Origin of the sequence: Methylobacterium sp. E-041 (assembly GCF_022829665.1) — a bacterium.
Classification (GTDB): domain Bacteria; phylum Pseudomonadota; class Alphaproteobacteria; order Rhizobiales; family Beijerinckiaceae; genus Methylobacterium.
On record NZ_JAKSYQ010000186.1, the window covers coordinates 1 to 16,224 of the forward strand.

At 68.5% G+C, this 16,224-nt stretch carries 12 protein-coding genes, 1 pseudogene and 2 riboswitches; of the genes and pseudogenes, 6 read left to right on the forward strand and 7 right to left on the reverse strand.

The window, feature by feature from the left end:
• Together MKK70_RS17960 and MKK70_RS17965 are read right to left on the reverse strand one after the other, a co-directional pair.
• Window positions 1-293, reverse strand: a pseudogene (locus tag MKK70_RS17960) (PQQ-dependent dehydrogenase, methanol/ethanol family); the annotation flags it as partial.
• A gap of 682 nt (window positions 294-975) precedes the next feature.
• Window positions 976-1,047: riboswitch (Fluoride riboswitch) on the reverse strand.
• 50 nt (window positions 1,048-1,097) lie between these two features.
• Window positions 1,098-1,703, reverse strand: coding sequence for a TMEM165/GDT1 family protein (locus tag MKK70_RS17965; protein ID WP_147840826.1), 606 nt, complete (start codon window positions 1,701-1,703; stop codon window positions 1,098-1,100).
• A gap of 192 nt (window positions 1,704-1,895) precedes the next feature.
• A riboswitch (Fluoride riboswitch) is annotated at window positions 1,896-1,968 on the forward strand.
• A gap of 23 nt (window positions 1,969-1,991) precedes the next feature.
• Here MKK70_RS17965 and MKK70_RS17970 point away from each other — a divergent pair.
• The 5 genes from MKK70_RS17970 to MKK70_RS17990 all read left to right on the forward strand — a co-directional run bounded on the left by MKK70_RS17970 (window position 1,992) and on the right by MKK70_RS17990 (window position 7,440).
• Window positions 1,992-3,395: a voltage-gated chloride channel family protein gene (locus tag MKK70_RS17970; protein WP_147840825.1), complete on the forward strand. Its 1,404-nt coding sequence runs from the start codon at window positions 1,992-1,994 to the stop codon at window positions 3,393-3,395.
• Complete coding sequence (locus tag MKK70_RS17975; protein WP_147762561.1) at window positions 3,392-3,793, forward strand: DUF190 domain-containing protein; 402 nt, start codon at window positions 3,392-3,394, stop codon at window positions 3,791-3,793. The genes MKK70_RS17970 and MKK70_RS17975 overlap by 4 nt, the downstream gene beginning before the upstream one ends.
• Before the next feature lie 142 nt (window positions 3,794-3,935).
• Entirely contained in the window at window positions 3,936-4,136 is a 201-nt protein-coding gene (locus tag MKK70_RS17980) for a Na+/H+ antiporter NhaA (RefSeq protein ID WP_243924977.1), read from the forward strand.
• A 71-nt stretch (window positions 4,137-4,207) separates the two neighbouring features.
• Window positions 4,208-6,121, forward strand: coding sequence for a potassium transporter Kup (locus MKK70_RS17985; protein ID WP_147840824.1), 1,914 nt, complete (start codon window positions 4,208-4,210; stop codon window positions 6,119-6,121).
• A 572-nt stretch (window positions 6,122-6,693) separates the two neighbouring features.
• Window positions 6,694-7,440 carry a phosphatase PAP2 family protein gene (locus MKK70_RS17990; protein WP_147840823.1) on the forward strand — a complete coding sequence of 249 codons (747 nt, stop codon included), beginning with the start codon at window positions 6,694-6,696 and terminating at the stop codon, window positions 7,438-7,440.
• Window positions 7,441-7,587: 147 nt separating this feature from the next.
• Here the strand turns inward: MKK70_RS17990 and lspA are convergent, their stop codons facing one another.
• Together lspA and MKK70_RS18000 are read right to left on the reverse strand one after the other, a co-directional pair.
• On the reverse strand, window positions 7,588-8,115 hold the full coding sequence (gene lspA, locus MKK70_RS17995; protein WP_056250438.1) for a signal peptidase II: 528 nt from the start codon (window positions 8,113-8,115) through the stop codon (window positions 7,588-7,590).
• A 4-nt stretch (window positions 8,116-8,119) separates the two neighbouring features.
• Entirely contained in the window at window positions 8,120-10,303 is a 2,184-nt protein-coding gene (locus MKK70_RS18000) for a heavy metal translocating P-type ATPase (protein ID WP_147840822.1), read from the reverse strand.
• A gap of 99 nt (window positions 10,304-10,402) precedes the next feature.
• On the opposite strand from MKK70_RS18000, the gene MKK70_RS18005 reads away from it, so the two are divergent.
• Entirely contained in the window at window positions 10,403-10,804 is a 402-nt protein-coding gene (locus tag MKK70_RS18005) for a MerR family transcriptional regulator (protein ID WP_147840821.1), read from the forward strand.
• A 222-nt stretch (window positions 10,805-11,026) separates the two neighbouring features.
• On the opposite strand, the gene MKK70_RS18010 is transcribed toward MKK70_RS18005, so the two are convergent.
• The 3 genes from MKK70_RS18010 to MKK70_RS18020 all read right to left on the reverse strand — a co-directional run bounded on the left by MKK70_RS18010 (window position 11,027) and on the right by MKK70_RS18020 (window position 16,129).
• Window positions 11,027-14,272 carry an efflux RND transporter permease subunit gene (locus tag MKK70_RS18010; RefSeq protein ID WP_243949235.1) on the reverse strand — a complete coding sequence of 1,082 codons (3,246 nt, stop codon included), beginning with the start codon at window positions 14,270-14,272 and terminating at the stop codon, window positions 11,027-11,029.
• Window positions 14,273-14,283: 11 nt separating this feature from the next.
• Window positions 14,284-15,591, reverse strand: a complete 1,308-nt coding sequence (locus MKK70_RS18015; protein WP_147840819.1) for an efflux RND transporter periplasmic adaptor subunit — start codon at window positions 15,589-15,591, stop codon at window positions 14,284-14,286.
• Between the two features lie 139 nt (window positions 15,592-15,730).
• Window positions 15,731-16,129, reverse strand: coding sequence for a hypothetical protein (locus MKK70_RS18020; RefSeq protein WP_243924975.1), 399 nt, complete (start codon window positions 16,127-16,129; stop codon window positions 15,731-15,733).
• Between the last annotated feature and the right edge of the window lie 95 nt (window positions 16,130-16,224).

Consider the following 16,224-nt stretch of genomic DNA (forward strand, 5'->3'; position numbering starts at 1 on the left):
TTCGGGAACGGGGTGTGGACGTACATCATGTTGCCGATGACGAGCGGGGCGCCCTCATGGCCGCGCAGCACGCCGGTCGAGAAGGTCCAGGCCACCTGGAGGTTCTTGACGTTGTCCTTGTTGATCTGGTCGAGCTTCGAATAGCGCTGGTTCGTGTAGTCGAGGCCCGGGAACGCCCACTGGTTGGGGTCCTGCATCAGCTTCATCAGGTTTTCGTTCGCGATGGCCGGCATGGCGGCCGGCAGGAGCGTCGCGGCGTAGGCGACGGACGCCGCAAGGGCGATCTTCCTCATAGGTGTTCCTCCATTTGAGCGTTCGAACCCGGACGTTGTGTCCGCCAGGGGTCTCCTCACCGCATCCCGGTCCGTCGGCGGCGACGTGTCGGCCCTGCGCGCTTCCGCGCCGGGCCCCGGACCGGGGCTGCATTCCCCTCGAGCCCCAAGATCATCGTCCGGGAGCCCAAGTGGAGCGCCGGTAGAAGTATCGAATTATAAGATCAGCGCAATAAGCATTTTCTAAGTGCGACAGAATTATCCAGTCATTATCATGCAGATGCTGATTTAACCAATACGACGTCGCCCGAAAAAGCCATGGCTTTATCAGGGGCGCAAATAGTGCTGTTTTTTAAATAAAGATGCCGCTCTTTATTATTCCGAGACATCGCTTTTTTGCGTTGACTCAGACTATCGAGTGGCTATCCTTATTCCTGCGACAGACTAGACCTAAGCACATGTATTCTTGTGACCGCTCGGAGGCATGTGTCCTGGTCGCGGCGGAGCCTTATGGCTCCGCCTTTTTTTTCGTGCGCGAACGGGAAAAGGCCCGGACCGCGCCTGGTGGGCGACGGCGGGCATCAGGACGGTCTTGGATCGGGCAGGGTCATCGGTCGGCTCATGAGGGGCCGCCTTGCGGCGATCCGGTTGCGGTCATGAGCGTGACGGTGCGGGTCAACACATAGCTCTACCCGCGCCGAAGCGCTCGGTAGAAGCTATCGTCCGGCCCATAGGGGGCCGGCAGTTATCGGGGAGCTTCATCCCCATCCCACGTCCGGCAACGTGGATTAATCCGTCGTCCGGGTCAATCCCTTCGTCGACCGATCACGCGCGGGTCACGGCAAGGGAGAGGAAATAGGCGCCGTAGGCCGTCACCATGAGGGCCGCGACCCCGTCGAGGACGTAGGGCGGCACCTTCCGGAAGATCCCGGTGCCGCCGAGGGCGAAAGCCAAGGTCGCCACGAGCACGACCCCGATGCCGACCCCGAGGGTCGCCGTTCCCGCGCCCTCCCGAAGCGAGACGCCGAGCCAGACCACCAGGATCTCAAGCCCCTCGGCGACCAGGGCCCAGGCGGCGACGCCGAGGCCCGCGGCGTTGATCGGCCGCGACCAGTTCGCGTCCGTCGAGCCGGGGGCCGTGCCGGCATCGCGCTTCGAGAGCCCGTCGATGAACTCGTAGAGCAGGTACAGGCCGAACCCGAGCAGCAAGACCGCCGAGATCCAATCCAGGACGTTCAGGGCCAGGAGGTAGGCCGCCTTGCGCAGGACGACCGCGAGGATCGACACCGCCAGCCCGCCGAGGATGGAGCCCGCCAGGACGCTGCGCCATCCGAACCGGTACGCCCCGGCCATCATCACCGTCGCGGCGATGAAGAGTTCGGTGAAGGTCACCTGGAAGGTGATGACGGCTCCGAGCCAGGAAAGGGTCATGGGATGCGCTCCGCCCCGGGCCGGCGTCGAACGCGCCGGCCTCGGCCGCGGAGGGCATAGACATGCCCCGGGCCCTGGACCAGCCACCGTCTTTCGTGATGCTTTCGAACGACCCGGGCCCCATCCCCACTCGGGATGGGGCCCGGGCGCGCGGGAGTTGGATCTTGACGAACGGGCGAGGCGAAGGCATCTCCCGTCCACGGCAATGGAATCTGCCGGGCCTTTCGGCCAAACCGCCCCCTGGGCTAATGACTCCTACCTTTTGCGGCGCCGCAACAAGGGGGACTCATGCGCGCGACCTTCCAAAATCTCTTCGACAGCCTGAACCTCGCGGCGTTCGTCCGCACGCGGCACGCCCATGCCGTTTCGGTGGCGCGATGGTCGGCCATCCTCGTGCCGATGGCCGCGGCGGTCGGCACCCTCTGCGCGGCCTTCCTGTGGAGCCTCGACGCGGCCACCCAGGCGCGCTTCGACCATCCCTGGTTCCTGTTCCTGCTTCCGCTCGGGGGCTGTGCCGTCGGCTTGCTCTACCACCTGTTCGGCAAGAGCGTTGAAGGCGGCAACAACCTCATCGTCGAGGAGATCCACGAGCCGGACGGCGGCGTGCCGCTCCGGATGGCGCCGCTTATCTTCCTCGGCACCATCGTCACGCACCTGTTCGGCGGGTCGGCCGGGCGCGAGGGTACCGCCGTCCAGATGGGAGGCAGCCTTGCCAGCGCCTTCGGCAAGCTCTTCGGGGTCGATGCGGCCGGGGTCCGGGTCCTCCTGATGGCGGGTATCGCCGCCGGCTTCGGCGCAGTCTTCGGCACGCCCATCGCCGGCGCGGTGTTCGCGCTGGAGGTGCTCGCGGTCGGTCGCGTCGAGTACGCCGCGCTGGTGCCCTGCCTCCTCGCCGCGGTGGTCGGCGACTGGACCTGCCAGGCATGGGGCATCCACCACGGCTTCTACCACGTGGACTTCCTCGCCGGCGGCGCGAAGGCCCTGACCGTCGATCCGCTGCTCCTTGCCAAGGTCGCGCTCGCCGGCGTCGCTTTCGGCCTTGTCGGGTTGCTGTTCGCGGAAGCCAACCACCTCCTCGGTGGTTGGCTGAAGCGCCTGGTCCCGTACGGGCCGCTCCGCCCGGTGATCGGCGGCCTCGCGGTCATCGGCCTCGTCTACGCTTTTGGTACGCGGGACTACCTCGGGCTCGGCGTCTCGGCCGCCGACGCCGGCGGGATGACCATCAACACCTTCTTCGGGCCGGACATCCATCCCTGGAGCTGGGCCCTGAAGATCCTGTTCACGGTCGTGACCCTCAGCGCCGGGTTCAAGGGCGGCGAGGTCACGCCGCTGTTCTTCATCGGCGCGGCGCTCGGCAACGCCCTGGCCGGGCTGCTCGGCGCGCCGGTGGACCTGTTCGCGGCGCTGGGGTTCGTCGCGGTCTTCGCCGGCGCAGCCAACACGCCGCTCGCCTGCACGCTGATGGGCATCGAGCTCTTCGGCGCGACGCACGGGGTCTATCTCGCCGTCGCGTGCTTCCTGGCTTACCTCTGCTCGGGTCACAACGGCATCTACCTGTCGCAGCGCATCGCGGTCCCGAAGTCGGCGGCGGCCAACATCCCGGACGGCATGACCCTGCGCCAGGCCCGTACGGGCCGGGTGCCGACCGTCGCACCGTTGGCCGAGCGCCCCATCACCGAGGAGACGTCATGACCCCATCGCATCGCGTCGTCGCCGCCGACACCGGCATGATCCGTATCTACATGAAGCCGGGCGAGCGCGGCGGCGCCGGCAAGGGCCGGTGGTTCTCTGGCTCGAAGCCGCTCTATCGGGAGCTCGTCGCCCAGGCCAAGGCGGAGGGCCTCATGAACGCCGTCGCCCACCAGTCCCACCACGGCTACAGCAACCATGGGCCGATCCAGGACGACGGCGCCGAGTCGCTCAACCCCGAGCTGACCATGTGCGTCGAACTGATCGGCACCCGCGAGCAGCTCGAAGGCTTCTGCAGCCGGCACGGTGCCCAACTCGCGAACAAGGTCATCGTCTACAAGCACCTGGAGCACTGGAGCGTCAGCCAAGTCGGCGTCGGTGCGGCGGGCCGGGCTGCATGACATGAACCGTCCCGGGACGCTCCGGGCTTCGGATTGCCGGATAGGCCAACGAATGCGATAGCCGGCCATGGGTGCGCGGTCCGACCTTCGGACCGGCAGGCTTCAGCGTTGGTCGGGCCGCCAGCGCGGGAGATCTATGCCCATGCCGCGGCGCCTTCGCCCGACCTCGGCCCTGCGTAACGTCCTCCGGGGCGAGGCCTCAGGCGGCCTGATCCTGATGGCGAGCGCCGCCCTGGCGCTGGCCATCGCGAACTCCGGCTGGTCGGGCGTCTACTTCTCAGTCCTCAAGACATACGTCGCGACGGCCTGCCTGAACGGGGACATTCGTCTTCGTGTTACCTGAACGTTCCCGGCCCCAGGCCGTTGGAGGCTTGCCTTGCGAGCTTCCCGCGTTCGCTGACGTGGAGCCAGTGGATGCCCGCAATCGCCAGGACCGAGTTCGCGAAGTCCGAGACCCCGCTGCCCTCCGATGAGGGACATGGCCCGAGGGCGGGGTTCTGGGCGCTGACGCTCGGTTCGGTCGGCGTAGTCTACGGCGACATCGGCACCAGCCCGCTCTACGCCCTGAAGGAGTCCCTCCACGCCACCGCCGGAGGGGGGCACGCGCCGACCCGCGAGATGGTCTTCGGCGTCGTCTCGCTGATCCTCTGGGCGCTCATCCTCATCGTCACGCTCAAGTACGTGCTGCTGGTGATGCGGGCCGACAACGACGGCGAAGGCGGCACGCCGTCCCTCGTGGCGCTCGCCCAGCGGGCGCTGGGCCATTCCGGCGGGTTCGTGATCGTGCTGGGCATGGTCGGCGTCTCACTGTTCTTCGGCGACGCCATCATCACTCCGGCCATGTCAGTGCTCTCTGCGGTCGAAGGGCTGAAGCTGGTGACCCCGGCCACCGACCCGTACGTCCTGCCCATCAGCCTCGCCATCCTGATCGGGCTGTTCGCCCTGCAGAGCCACGGGACGGCGCGGGTGGCGACCTTCTTCGGCCCCCTCACGGCGTTCTGGTTCATCGTCATGGCGCTGGGCGGCCTGGGCCACCTCGTCGACGACCCGAGCATTCTGGGTGCGCTTAACCCCGCCCACGGCGTCTCGTTCATCCTGAGCCACGGCACGGCCGGCCTGCTGGCGCTCGGTGCCGTGTTCCTCGCTGTGACCGGCGCGGAGGCGCTTTACGCCGACATGGGACACTTCGGTCGCACGCCGATCCGCGCGGCCTGGTTCGGGCTGGTGCTGCCGGCGCTCGCCCTGAACTATCTCGGCCAGGGCGCCATGCTGCTCGCCCACCCCGAGCGGGCCGAGAACCCGTTCTTCCTGCTCTATCCGTCCTGGGCTCTGCTGCCGATGGTGCTACTCGCCACCGTGGCGACGGTCATCGCCAGCCAGGCGGTGATCACCGGCACCTTCTCGATCACCCAGCAGGCGATGCAACTCGGCCTGCTGCCGCGCATGCGGGTCCTGCGCACCTCCGAGACCGAGAAGGGGCAGATATACATCCCTCGGGTGAACTGGTGGTTGCTCGTCGCGGTCGTGTTCGTGGTGGTGCTGTTCAAGTCGTCGAGCGGCTTGGCGGCCGCCTACGGCATCGCGGTCACCGGCGACATGGTCATCACCGCCTGCCTGCTGTTCGTCGTCGCCTGGAAGGTCTGGCGCTGGTCGCCTGCGGTCGCGGCCGCGGTCATCGCGCCGTTCCTACTCATCGAGTTGGTGTTCCTCTCGGCCAACGCGCTCAAGATCCTGCACGGGGGCTGGGTGCCGTTGACCATCGGCGCCGCCCTGGTCACGGCGATGTGGACCTGGCGGCGCGGCTCGGCCCTGATCGCCGAGGAGATCCACCGTCGGCGCGTGCCGCTCTCCGAGTTCACGCGGATGGTGGAGACCGGCTCGATCCAACGGGTGCCGGGAACGGCCATGTTCCTGACGGGAACGCCCGGCGATACCCCAGGGGCCCTGATGCACAACGTCAGGCACAACCGGGTGATGCACGCGAACAATTATATCCTGCACGTGGTCACCGAGGACCTGCCGCGCGTGGCAGACGCCGAGCGCGTCGCCGTGAGGAAGCTGTCCGACGCCTTCTCCTGCGTGACGGTGCGCTTCGGGTTCACCGAACTGCCCGACCTTCCGCGCGCCCTTGCGGCCGCGGGCCTGGACAAGGGCGACCTGTCGTACTTCCTGACGCGGCGGGTGCTGGTGGCCTCGCCGGAGACCGGCATGCCGGTGTGGCAGGACAGGCTCTACATCTCCATGGCCCGTGCGGCCACGGACGCGTCCCGCTACTTCCGCATCCCGGTCGACCGTGCCGTCGAGATCGGCGCCCGGATCGACATCTGATCCCGGGGAGGTCCGAGTGCGGTCGAGATTGTTTTCGATCCATTGCCAGCGGCGGTCGTGCTCGCCACGCGTCAGATCAGGCTGTTTCCTTCGCCCTACGCATCTCTTGGCCATCCTGGATGACCGGCAGACTTCGGCTCGTAGTCCGTTCGCGCGGTAGCACCGCGGTGCTTCCACGGTCGGCAGGGCCACCTATGTCTGTCTTAGCACAGCACGCCGCCGAAAGCGGCCAGACTGCTCTCCACCCATCCCGGTCATAAGCATCTGGTCTATCAGGCTGCCCGGAAGCGGACACTCTGAGGGTCCGAGAAGGGTCGGAAGCGGACGGTATCAAGCGTCAGGTTTCGACCACTAGGCCTCGGGGTCGATATCCGACGTTTCAGGTCCTCCTCCGCAGGGATCTCGGCGTGGATGCGACCATTGCGGGCAACAAAGGTGCGGGTTCTCCTTGGCTCGCCGCTCACCGCGGGGGAACGGGCGAGGATCCGAACGGGTTCTTCGGCTCTGCCGCATGAGGCGGTGAGTGTCCCGAGCCAGCAACCGTCAAGGGACCGATCCAGGAGTTCGGGCGCATGAACCAATCCTCTCCGTCCGCCCGTGCCGGTATCATGGCGCGCCTCGGCAAACGGGAGATTGGTCTGCCCGTGACGCTGTTTTGCGTCGCCGCCCTCATCCTCGGGTTTGGTCTCCTGGCCGACAAGGTCATGGAGGGCGGCACGATGGGGTTCGACACCCGCGTCGCCCACTTCTTCCGTCCACCCGGCGCGGCTGGTCCGATTGGACCGGATTGGCTGCACGAGATGGCCCGGGACGTGACCTCCCTGGGCAGCATGGTGGTTCTCTGCTTTCTCATCGCGGCTGTGGCAGGCTACCTGCTCCTGATCCGCAAGCAGGGGGCAGCGGTCCTGGTGGTAGGCTCAATCCTGGGCGGGACGGTCATCAGCTTTGGCCTCAAGCTCCTCTTCAACCGTCCGCGACCCGAGATCCCCGGCGGCATCCAGGTGTTTACCGCCAGCTTCCCCAGCAGCCACGCCATGCTTTCCGCCGTCACCTACCTGACGCTCGGTGCCCTCATGACGCGCGTGGCGGCGGGCGCTCGCCTCAAGGCATACTTCATGGGGCTGGCCGTCTTCCTCACGGTGGTGGTCGGGATGAGCCGGGTCTATGTCGGGGTGCACTACGCGACCGACGTGCTGGCGGGCTGGTGCGTGGGGTCGGCCTGGGCGGTCCTGTGCTGGGTCGTGGCCCTCCAGCTCCAGCGACGCGGTAAGGTCGAGAAGCCCGACCATGTCGCGGGCGAGGCCGGCATCGAGGCATAGGACCCCATGCGTCGTTCTTCCTAAACGCATCCTCCGCCTGACTGAAGGAACGGACGCATCCCAGTATTCGTTCGATTAGCAGGACCGCATCGTCGATGCCTGCGGCCAGGCCGTCCGACCATTACGGGCACGACCGAAATGATGCCGTTAGGGGGCCCGTAGGGCGGCCGGATCAAGCGGCGCTGGTGGTCTCGGCCGGCCCGGCTTGCCGACTGCCTCCCAAGCTATCAAGGCGGCCCCGAGGCTGATCCAGATATCGGCCATGTTGAAGGTGAACCAATGCACCTCCGCCGGGTGCAGGTCGAGGAAGTCCGTGACGCGGCCGTCCGCACATCGGTCGATGAGGTTTCCCAGGGCACCGCCGGTCATGATGGCGAAACCAACTCCTTCCGACGCTCCGGTCGCGCGGAATGCCAACCCGGCAACGAGGGCCGTCAGCATTCCCTGAAGCGCAAGAAGGACGACCAGGGACGTCGCGTCATGCGCCGGAAGCAGGCTGAAGCTGATGCCATGATTGAACGCGAGCCTGAGGTCGAGCATCGGCAGTACCGCGTGCACGGTTCCGTCGGAAAGCCTGTCGACCGCCAGCGCCTTGGTCCACAGGTCGGTGCCCGCCGCGGTCACAGCGATTACGACGAGGGCGCCGACCTCGGCCCTTTCCCGTATGAGACGCATCGGCTCAAGCCCGGAGCAGGCGAAGGGCGTTGGCCGTCACTAGGACGGTCGCCCCGGTATCCGCCAGGATGGCCGGCCATAGCCCAGTGATGCCTGCGAGCGTCGTCACCAGGAACACGGCCTTAAGCCCCAGCGAGATGGCCACGTTCTGGTGGATGTTGCCGAGCGTCGCCCGGGACAGCGCCACGAGGGCGGCCACGTCCGAGACCCGGTCGTTGAGGATGGCCGCGTCAGCCGTCTCCAGTGCCGCGTCTGTGCCGCCGCCCATGGCAATGCCGACGCTGGCGGAGGCGAGCGCGGGGGCGTCGTTGATGCCGTCGCCGACCATAGCGACCGGGCCGACCTCCTTCAACGCGCCGATCTCGGCGAGCTTGTCGGCCGGCAGCAGGTCGGCCCGGACCGATAGTCCCAGGCCCTTGGCGATGGCCTCGCCGGTGCGCCGGTTGTCGCCGGTCAGCATCACGCATTCGACCCCGAGCCGGCGCAGGGCCGCGACGCCGGCGGCCGCATCCTGTCTGGGCTCGTCCCGGACCGCCACGGCGCCGAGCGCCTCTCCGTCCCGAACCACGACGACGGCGGTCTTGCCGGCTTCCTCAAGGGCCTGCACCGTCGCTTCCGCTTCCGGCGAGAGGCTGGCCAGCGTCGCGGCGTGGCGCGGGGATGCCACCGCGACCGTGCGACCGGCGACCGTGGCCTGGACGGCCTTGCCGGGAACCGCACGGGCATCGCGTACGGGGCGCAGGGGGATGGCGTCGGCCTCCGTACGTTCGAGGATCGCACGAGCGATGGGGTGGCTCGATCCGGCCTCCACCGTCGCCGCGAGCCCGAGCAGGGTGCGATCCGTCATGTCCGGGGCAAATGGGAGGACGTCGGTGACCCTTGGACGCCCTGCCGTGAGCGTCCCCGTCTTGTCGAACGCGACGGTACGCACCCGTCCGATGGTCTCCAGGGCGGCGCCGCCCTTCACCAGCAGTCCCCGCCGCGCTCCGGCGGCAAGACCCGAGGCGATGGCGGCCGGGGTCGAGAGCACGAGGGCGCAGGGGCAGGCGATGAGGAGCAACGCCAGTCCGCGATAGATCCAGGTGCCCCAGTCGGCGCCGAGCAGCAGCGGCGGGCCAAGCGCCGCCAGCGCGGCGACCGCGAAGGCGACCGGGGTGTAGACGGCGCTGAAGCGGTCGATGAACCGGGCGGTCGGCGACTTCGACGCCTGCGCCTCCTCCACCATGTGCAGGATGCGGGCGACGGTGTTGTCCGACGGCATCCGGGTGACCCTGACCTGCAGGGCCCCGTCCGCATTGACGCTGCCGGCATAGACGGCGTCCCCGACCTCCTTTGGCCGGGGCACCGATTCCCCCGTGATCGGGGACTCGTCGAGGCTCGACGTGCCGTCCGTGACCTCGCCGTCCGCAGGGACGCGGTCACCCGGGCGCACCAGCACGGTTTGGCCGATCACCAGGGAGGCGGCCGCCACCTCACGCACGGCGCCGTCCCCCTCGACCAGGCGCGCCGTCTTCGGCACCAGGCCCACGAGGGCCTTGATGCCGGCCCGGGACCGGCCGGCCGCAAAGCCTTCGAGCATCTCGCCAACGGTGAAGAGGAGGACCACCACCGCCGCTTCCTCGGCGGCATGGATGGCGAGCGCCCCGATGGTGGCGACCGACATCAGCATCTCGATGGAGAAGGGCGAGCCGTTGCGGGCGGCGGCGATGGCGCGGCGTCCGTAGAAGGCGAGACCCAGGAGCGCGCCGGGCCAGTAGGCGTATTCCCCGGCCAGCCCGGGCCGAACCGTCTGCAGGAGAAATCCGCTTGCGAACAGGACGGCGATGCCCAGCGCCAAAAGCCCCTTGCGGCTGCGCCAGGCGGGGGTCTCCGCCTCCTCCTCGACGATGGCCGGGGCCGCGATGCCCGTCGTCTGCGAGCGGGCGAGGTCGGCCGCGGTCGGCAGGGACCCGACGCCATAGCCGAGCCCCGTGATCCGGTTCTCCAGGTCCGCCCTGGGCGTCGAGCCCTCGTCGAGCACGAGGTCGAGGACCTGGGCCGTGTAGTTCACGCGCACGTCGCGGACGCCGGGCAGGCGGGTTACCGCCGTTTCGATCTTGGTCGCGCAGCTCGGGCAATCCATGCCCTTCACGCGGTAGCGCAGCGCGGCGCCCGCGGGGACCGCTCCCGATGTTCCTGGCCCTGACATGGCAAGCTCCGTCGACCCGGGCCTCGCGCCGAAGGGTCTGAGGCCCTACATGCACCCTGTAGCAACTACAGGGTCAAGGCCATGGCGCAGGCACCCCCCATGACCATCGGCGACCTGGCCGCGGCGACGAACACCCGCGTCGAGACGGTCCGGTGGTACGAGAAGATGAAGCTCCTGCCGGCGCCGGAAAGGTCGGCGGGCAACTACCGTCTCTACGGTCCGGAGCACCTGCGCCGCCTGAGCTTCATCCGGCGGGGACGGGACCTCGGCTTCACGGTCGACCAGATCCGGGAGCTTCTCGCCATGGCCGACGACCGCGACCGGTCCTGCGCCGAGGTCGACACCATCGCCCGCGCCCACCTGGCGCAGGTCGAGCGCAAGCTGGCCGACCTGACCCGGTTGGCGCATGAGCTGCGTGACGTCATCGGTCAGTGCGGCTGCGGGTCCGTCGCCGACTGCCGCATCATCGAGGCTTTGTCTCCCCACGGGGATCCGTCCTGAGGATGGATCGGCCCCGTCGGCATCAGGTGGAAGTGCGTCCTCCCGCCGATGTTGCAGAGGCAGTACAGAACGTAGACGCAGGCCGGGATGGCGATGAGGGCCAGGGCGAACGCCCGGCCGGCCGCGCGACGGACGTGGGGCCTGACGCGGCGTCGGCGACGTGGGCCGCCGCCGCCCCAGTCGGCGATGGTTCGGGCGACCTTCTTGCTCATGCCGACCCTCCTACTCGGCGGCGCGGAGATGCGGTTGGACCGGCTTGGGCCGATCCTTCCTCTCGGGGGCGACCGCACCGGCGAACCTGGCATAGAGGGCCGGCAGGACCACGAGGGTCAGAAGGGTCGCCGAGATGAGGCCGCCGATGACTACCGTCGCCAGGGGGCGCTGGATCTCTGCCCCGGTCTCGGTCGCCAGCGCCATCGGTACGAACCCGAGGGATGCCACCAGCGCGGTCATCGCCACTGGACGGAGCCGGGTCATGGCGCCCTCCATGATGGCCTCGCGCCTTGGCCGTCCCTCGGCGATGAGCTGCTTGATATAGGTCAGCATCACCAAGCCGTTGAGCACCGCCACCCCGGACAGGGCGATGAAGCCGACGGCCGCGGGCACCGAGAACGGCATGCCCCGCAGCCATAGGTCGGCGATGCCCCCGGTCAGCGCCAAAGGAACCGCGCTGAACACCAGGAGCGCGTCCCGGGCCGAGTTCAGGGCCGAGAACAGCAGCAGGAAGATCAGGAAGAAGCACACCGGGACGACCACCATCAGGCGCTGGCGGGCGGAAGCCAGGTTCTCGAACTGTCCGCCCCAGGTCACGTAGTAGCCGGCCGGGAGCGACACCCCCGAGGTTACCTTGTCCTGCGCCTCGGCCACGAGCGAGCCGATGTCGCGGCCCCGCACGTTGGCGGTGACCACGACCCGGCGCCGGCCGTTCTCGCGCGAGATCTGGTTCGGGCCCTCCGTCACCGAGAAGCTCGCGACCTGCTTCAGGAGCACGGACGCGGCGCGCCCGTTCGGTCCGGGAGGTAACGGCACCGGGATGTTCTCCAGGGCCTCGCGGTCCTCGCGCACCTTGTCGTTGAGGCGCACGACGATGGGGAAGCGCCGGTCGCCCTCGAAGACGACGCCCGCCTCGCGGCCCCCGATGGCCGCCCCGATGACGTCCTGGATCGCGGACGTGCTCAGGCCCAGGCGGGCCGCCTCGGCCTTGTTGATCCCGATCTCCAGGAACGGCAGCCCAGCCGTCTGCTCGACCTTCACGTCGTCCGCGCCCTCGACCCCGCGCAGGATGCCGGCGATCTGGTTCGCGGCCGCGGTCATCGCGCCTAGGTCATCGCCGAAGACCTTCACGGCGAGGTCGCCGCGTGTGCCGGCCAACAGCTCGTTGAAGCGAAGCTGGATGGGCTGGGAGAACTCGTAGACGTTGCCCGCGAGCGCCCCGAGGGCCTTCTCGATGCTCTCCTGCAACTCGGCCTTGGACAGGTCCGGGTCCGGCCATTCGGCTTGCGGCTTCAGGATGACGAAGGTGTCCGACGAGCTCGGCGGCATCGGGTCCGAGGCGACCTCGGCGGTCCCGGTCTTCGAGAAGACGTAGGCGACCTGGGGGAACCGGCCGATGGCCTGCTCGACCTTCAGCTGCATCGCCTGCGATTGCGACAGGGACGTCGACGGGATGCGCTGGGCGTTCAACGCGATGCTCTTCTCGTCGAGCTGCGGGATGAACTCCTGCCCCAGACCCCTGAACAGGATGCCTGCCCCGACAAGCAACACCAGGGCGACCGCGACGAACAGCATGGGCACGCGCAGGGCGGCCCCGAGGACTGGGCGGTAGGCGGCCTTGATCGCCCGGACGAAGAGGTTGTCGGTCTCGGTGACCTTGCCGGTGATGACGATGGAGATCATCGCCGGGACGAAGGTGAGCGACAGGACGAAGGCCGCGACCAGGGCGATGATGACGGTGAGCGCCATCGGCTCGAACATCTTGCCCTCGACCCCGGTGAAGGTGAGGAGCGGCACGTAGACGAGGATGATGATGGCCTGCCCGTAGAGGGAGGGCTTGATCATCTCCTCGGCCGAGGCCCGCACGGTGGCGAGGCGCTCCTCCAGGTCGAGCTTTCGCCCGAGTTCCCCTTGGCGTTCGGCGAGATGGCGAAGGGCGTTCTCGGTGATGATGACTGCCCCGTCGACGATGAGGCCGAAATCGAGGGCCCCAAGGCTCATCAGGTTGGCGCTGATGCGGCCCTGGACCATGCCCGTCATGGTCATCAGCATCGCCACCGGGATGACGAGGGCCGTGACGATGGCCGCGCGGATGTTGCCGAGCAGCAGGAACAGGATGACCACGACGAGGGCCGCGCCCTCGGCCAGGTTCTTGGCGACCGTCCGGATGGTGGCCTCGACCAGGACCGTGCGGTTGAGGACCGTCTGGACCTCGACGCCGGGCGGGAGCGTGCGCCGGATGCCGGTCATGCGCGCGTCGACCGCGGCGGCGACGGTGCGGCTGTTCTCGCCGATGAGCATCAGGGCGGTGCCGATGACGACCTCCTGCCCGTCCTCGCTGCCTGACCCGGTGCGCAGATCGCGCCCGATCCGCACCTCGGCGACGTCGGAGATGCGGACCGGCACGCCGCCGCGCGTGGTCACGACGACGGAGCCAATGTCCTCCATGCTCTCCAAGCGGCCGGCGGCGCGCACGACGTAGCCCTCGCCGTTGTCTTCCAGGTAGCGCGCACCCTGGTTGGCGTTATTAGCCTCCAGCGCCCGCCCGATGTCGGCGAAGGACAGGTCGAGGGCCGTCAGCCTCATCGGATCGGGCTGGACGTGGTACTGCTTCTCGAAGCCGCCGATGCCGTCGACGCCGGCCACGCCCGGGACGGTCCTCACCTGTGGGCGGATGATCCAGTCCTGGACCGTGCGCAGGTAGGCCGTGCGTTCGAGCTCCGTCGAGAGCCTCTGGCCCTCGGGTGTGAGGTAGCTGCCGTCCGGCTGCCAACCGGGTTTGCCGGGCTTCGAGACCTTGCGCTCAGCAGGTTTCGCGTAGTGCACCGACCACATGTAGATCTCGCCCAGGCCCGTCGAGATCGGCCCCATGCGCGGCTCGACCCCGGACGGCATCGCCGCCTCGGCCTCCTGAAGACGCTCGGCGACCTGCTGGCGGGCGAAGTAGATGTTCGTCGCCTCGGAGAAGACGGCGGTGACCTGGGAGAACCCGTTCCGGGATAGCGAGCGGGTGTATTCCAGGCCCTTGATGCCTGCGAGCGCGGTCTCGACCTGATACGTGATGATGCGCTCGATGTCGTTCGGCGAGAGCGAGGGCGCAGTGGTGTTGATCTGCACCTGGTTGTTGGTGATGTCCGGCACCGCGTCGATGGGAAGCTTCGTCAGCGAGAACACGCCGAACCCGGCCGCGAGCAGCGACAGGAGCACCACGAGCCAACGCTGGCGGACGGAGAAGTCGAGGATCTTCGAGATCATGGCGGCCGCCCTCAGTGGTCGTGGTCGGCTTCGGCCTTGCCGAGCTCGGCCTTCAGGACGAAGGAGTTGGCCACCGCGACCTCGTCGCCGGGCTCCAGGCCGGCGACGACCTCGTAGGCATCGTCGTCCGCCTTGCCGAGGGTCACCTCTCGCTTCGAGAAGCCCTCCTCGGTCCGCACGAACACCACCTTCTCGCCGCCGATGGTCTGGATGGCGGACTTCGGCAGCCGCACCGCGACCTTGTCCTGGGCGATCTCGATCTCGGTCGTGACGAAGGTGCCCGGGCGCCAGGACATGTCCTTGTTCGGCAGGGCGACGATGACCCGGGCCGAGCGCGTCTCCGGGTTGAGGATCGGGCTGACGAAGACGACCTTGCCCTCGGGGCGGGGAGCGTCCTCGCCCCCGACGATAGTCACCCTGGCGCCCTCGCGGACCTTGGACAGCTCGGTGGTGGGGACGGGGAGCTCGATCCAGAGGGAGGAGAGGTCGGCCACGGTATAGACGTCGGCCGGGTCCCCCTCGCTGCCGACCTTCGTTCCGACGTCGACCTTGCGCTCCACGATCCGCCCCGCGAGGGGGGACCTGAGCTCGAAGCGGCGAAGCGACGACAAGTTCGGAGTGGTTTCGTCCTTCTTGGCCGCGGCGGCGACCTCGGTCGCGTTCAGCCCGAGGGCCGATAGCTTCTGGCGGGAGAGATCGACCCGCAGGCCCGCCTCGGAGTAGGCGGCCTTCGCGTTCAGGAAGGCCGATTCCGCCGAGATCCTCTTGTCCCAGAGGGCCTGCTGCCGGTCGAAGTTGGTCTTTTCCAGATCCGCCTTGACCGTCGCGGTGAGGAAGTCGCTCTTGGCATCCGCGACCTCGCGGCTGTCCAGGACGGCGACGATCTCGCCCTTGGCGACGTCCTCGCCGAGACGCTTGCGCATCTCCGCCACTGTCCCGGCGACCCGCGCAGGCACCCGGGCGATCCGGTCGGCGTCCTGGGTGATGGTGCCGGGCACCAGGAGATGGCGCGAGAGGATGCCGCCCTCGACATGCGCCAGCTTGATGTCCTGCTCGGCGGCCTGCTCGGCCGTCATCTTGATCTTGCCCTCGCTTGCCTCGTCGTGGCCGTGCGCCTCGCCCTCGGCGTGTTTGTGGTCGCCGTCGACCTTGGTGGCCTGCGCCCCGGTCACGGCCGCGTTGGTCGCCGGAGTCTTGGCCGCGGTGGAGGACAGGCCGGCGGCGGCCAGCGCGCCCCGCACGGTCTCGGACACGCGGGGGACGGCACCGCCGATGGCGACGCCTATGGCCAGGAGGGCCACGGATATGATTGCACGCATGGAAGGGAGGCCGTTCGCATAGGACCGCGGTCACCGCCTGGGGCTGGGTCGACGGTCCGGTTCAAGTCAAGCTCGCTCAAGGAGCCGGCATCCGCTGGGATGTCCGGTCTGCATCCGCCACGGCCGTGGCGGTGCCGCCTCAGGCGCGAGGGGGCCTTGGAAGGCGACCGGCGGAGATCGAGGCTACGGTGACGTCGGCCGTGGCATAGGACGGGCGTCCGGCGGTGGCGATCGGAATCCCGGGTGACGCCTCGATGCCAATGGCCAGATGGCAGCCGCAGGTCGCATGGCAGGCCGGGCACCCGTCGGGCTGGTCCGGCGCACCCTTATGCGAGGACGTGGCGAACGCGGGCGCGTGATCAGGAAGGCGATGGGCGTCGGCGGAGGAAATCGCACAGGGCGCCATGAGCGCCAGGAGGAGGACGAACGACAGCAGGCGGACGGCGGTCGCCCACCAGCCGCGCGACGCCTCGTAGGCCCTGATCGGGAATCCCGCGCTCATGACTGCCTTATGGACGATCCGGAGGCGCTCGTACATGCCGGACGGGCGTCCCAGGGCGCCTATCCGAATGCCGACATGCTCGGGGGTGCGTCCGCGGAGACGTCGCCCCCCTCTGCGTCTGGGGTCGCCGT

Coding starts and splice junctions, on each gene's coding strand:
- MKK70_RS18005 (WP_147840821.1), top strand. CDS start 10,403: ATGACCATCGGCGACCTGGCCGCGGCGACGAACACCCGCGTCGAGACG.
- MKK70_RS18020 (WP_243924975.1), bottom strand. CDS start 16,129: ATGTACGAGCGCCTCCGGATCGTCCATAAGGCAGTCATGAGCGCGGGA.
- MKK70_RS17975 (WP_147762561.1), top strand. CDS start 3,392: ATGACCCCATCGCATCGCGTCGTCGCCGCCGACACCGGCATGATCCGT.
- lspA (WP_056250438.1), bottom strand. CDS start 8,115: ATGCGTCTCATACGGGAAAGGGCCGAGGTCGGCGCCCTCGTCGTAATC.
- MKK70_RS17985 (WP_147840824.1), top strand. CDS start 4,208: ATGCCCGCAATCGCCAGGACCGAGTTCGCGAAGTCCGAGACCCCGCTG.
- MKK70_RS17970 (WP_147840825.1), top strand. CDS start 1,992: ATGCGCGCGACCTTCCAAAATCTCTTCGACAGCCTGAACCTCGCGGCG.
- MKK70_RS17980 (WP_243924977.1), top strand. CDS start 3,936: ATGCCGCGGCGCCTTCGCCCGACCTCGGCCCTGCGTAACGTCCTCCGG.
- MKK70_RS17965 (WP_147840826.1), bottom strand. CDS start 1,703: ATGACCCTTTCCTGGCTCGGAGCCGTCATCACCTTCCAGGTGACCTTC.
- MKK70_RS18015 (WP_147840819.1), bottom strand. CDS start 15,591: ATGCGTGCAATCATATCCGTGGCCCTCCTGGCCATAGGCGTCGCCATC.
- MKK70_RS17990 (WP_147840823.1), top strand. CDS start 6,694: ATGAACCAATCCTCTCCGTCCGCCCGTGCCGGTATCATGGCGCGCCTC.
- MKK70_RS18010 (WP_243949235.1), bottom strand. CDS start 14,272: ATGATCTCGAAGATCCTCGACTTCTCCGTCCGCCAGCGTTGGCTCGTG.
- MKK70_RS18000 (WP_147840822.1), bottom strand. CDS start 10,303: ATGTCAGGGCCAGGAACATCGGGAGCGGTCCCCGCGGGCGCCGCGCTG.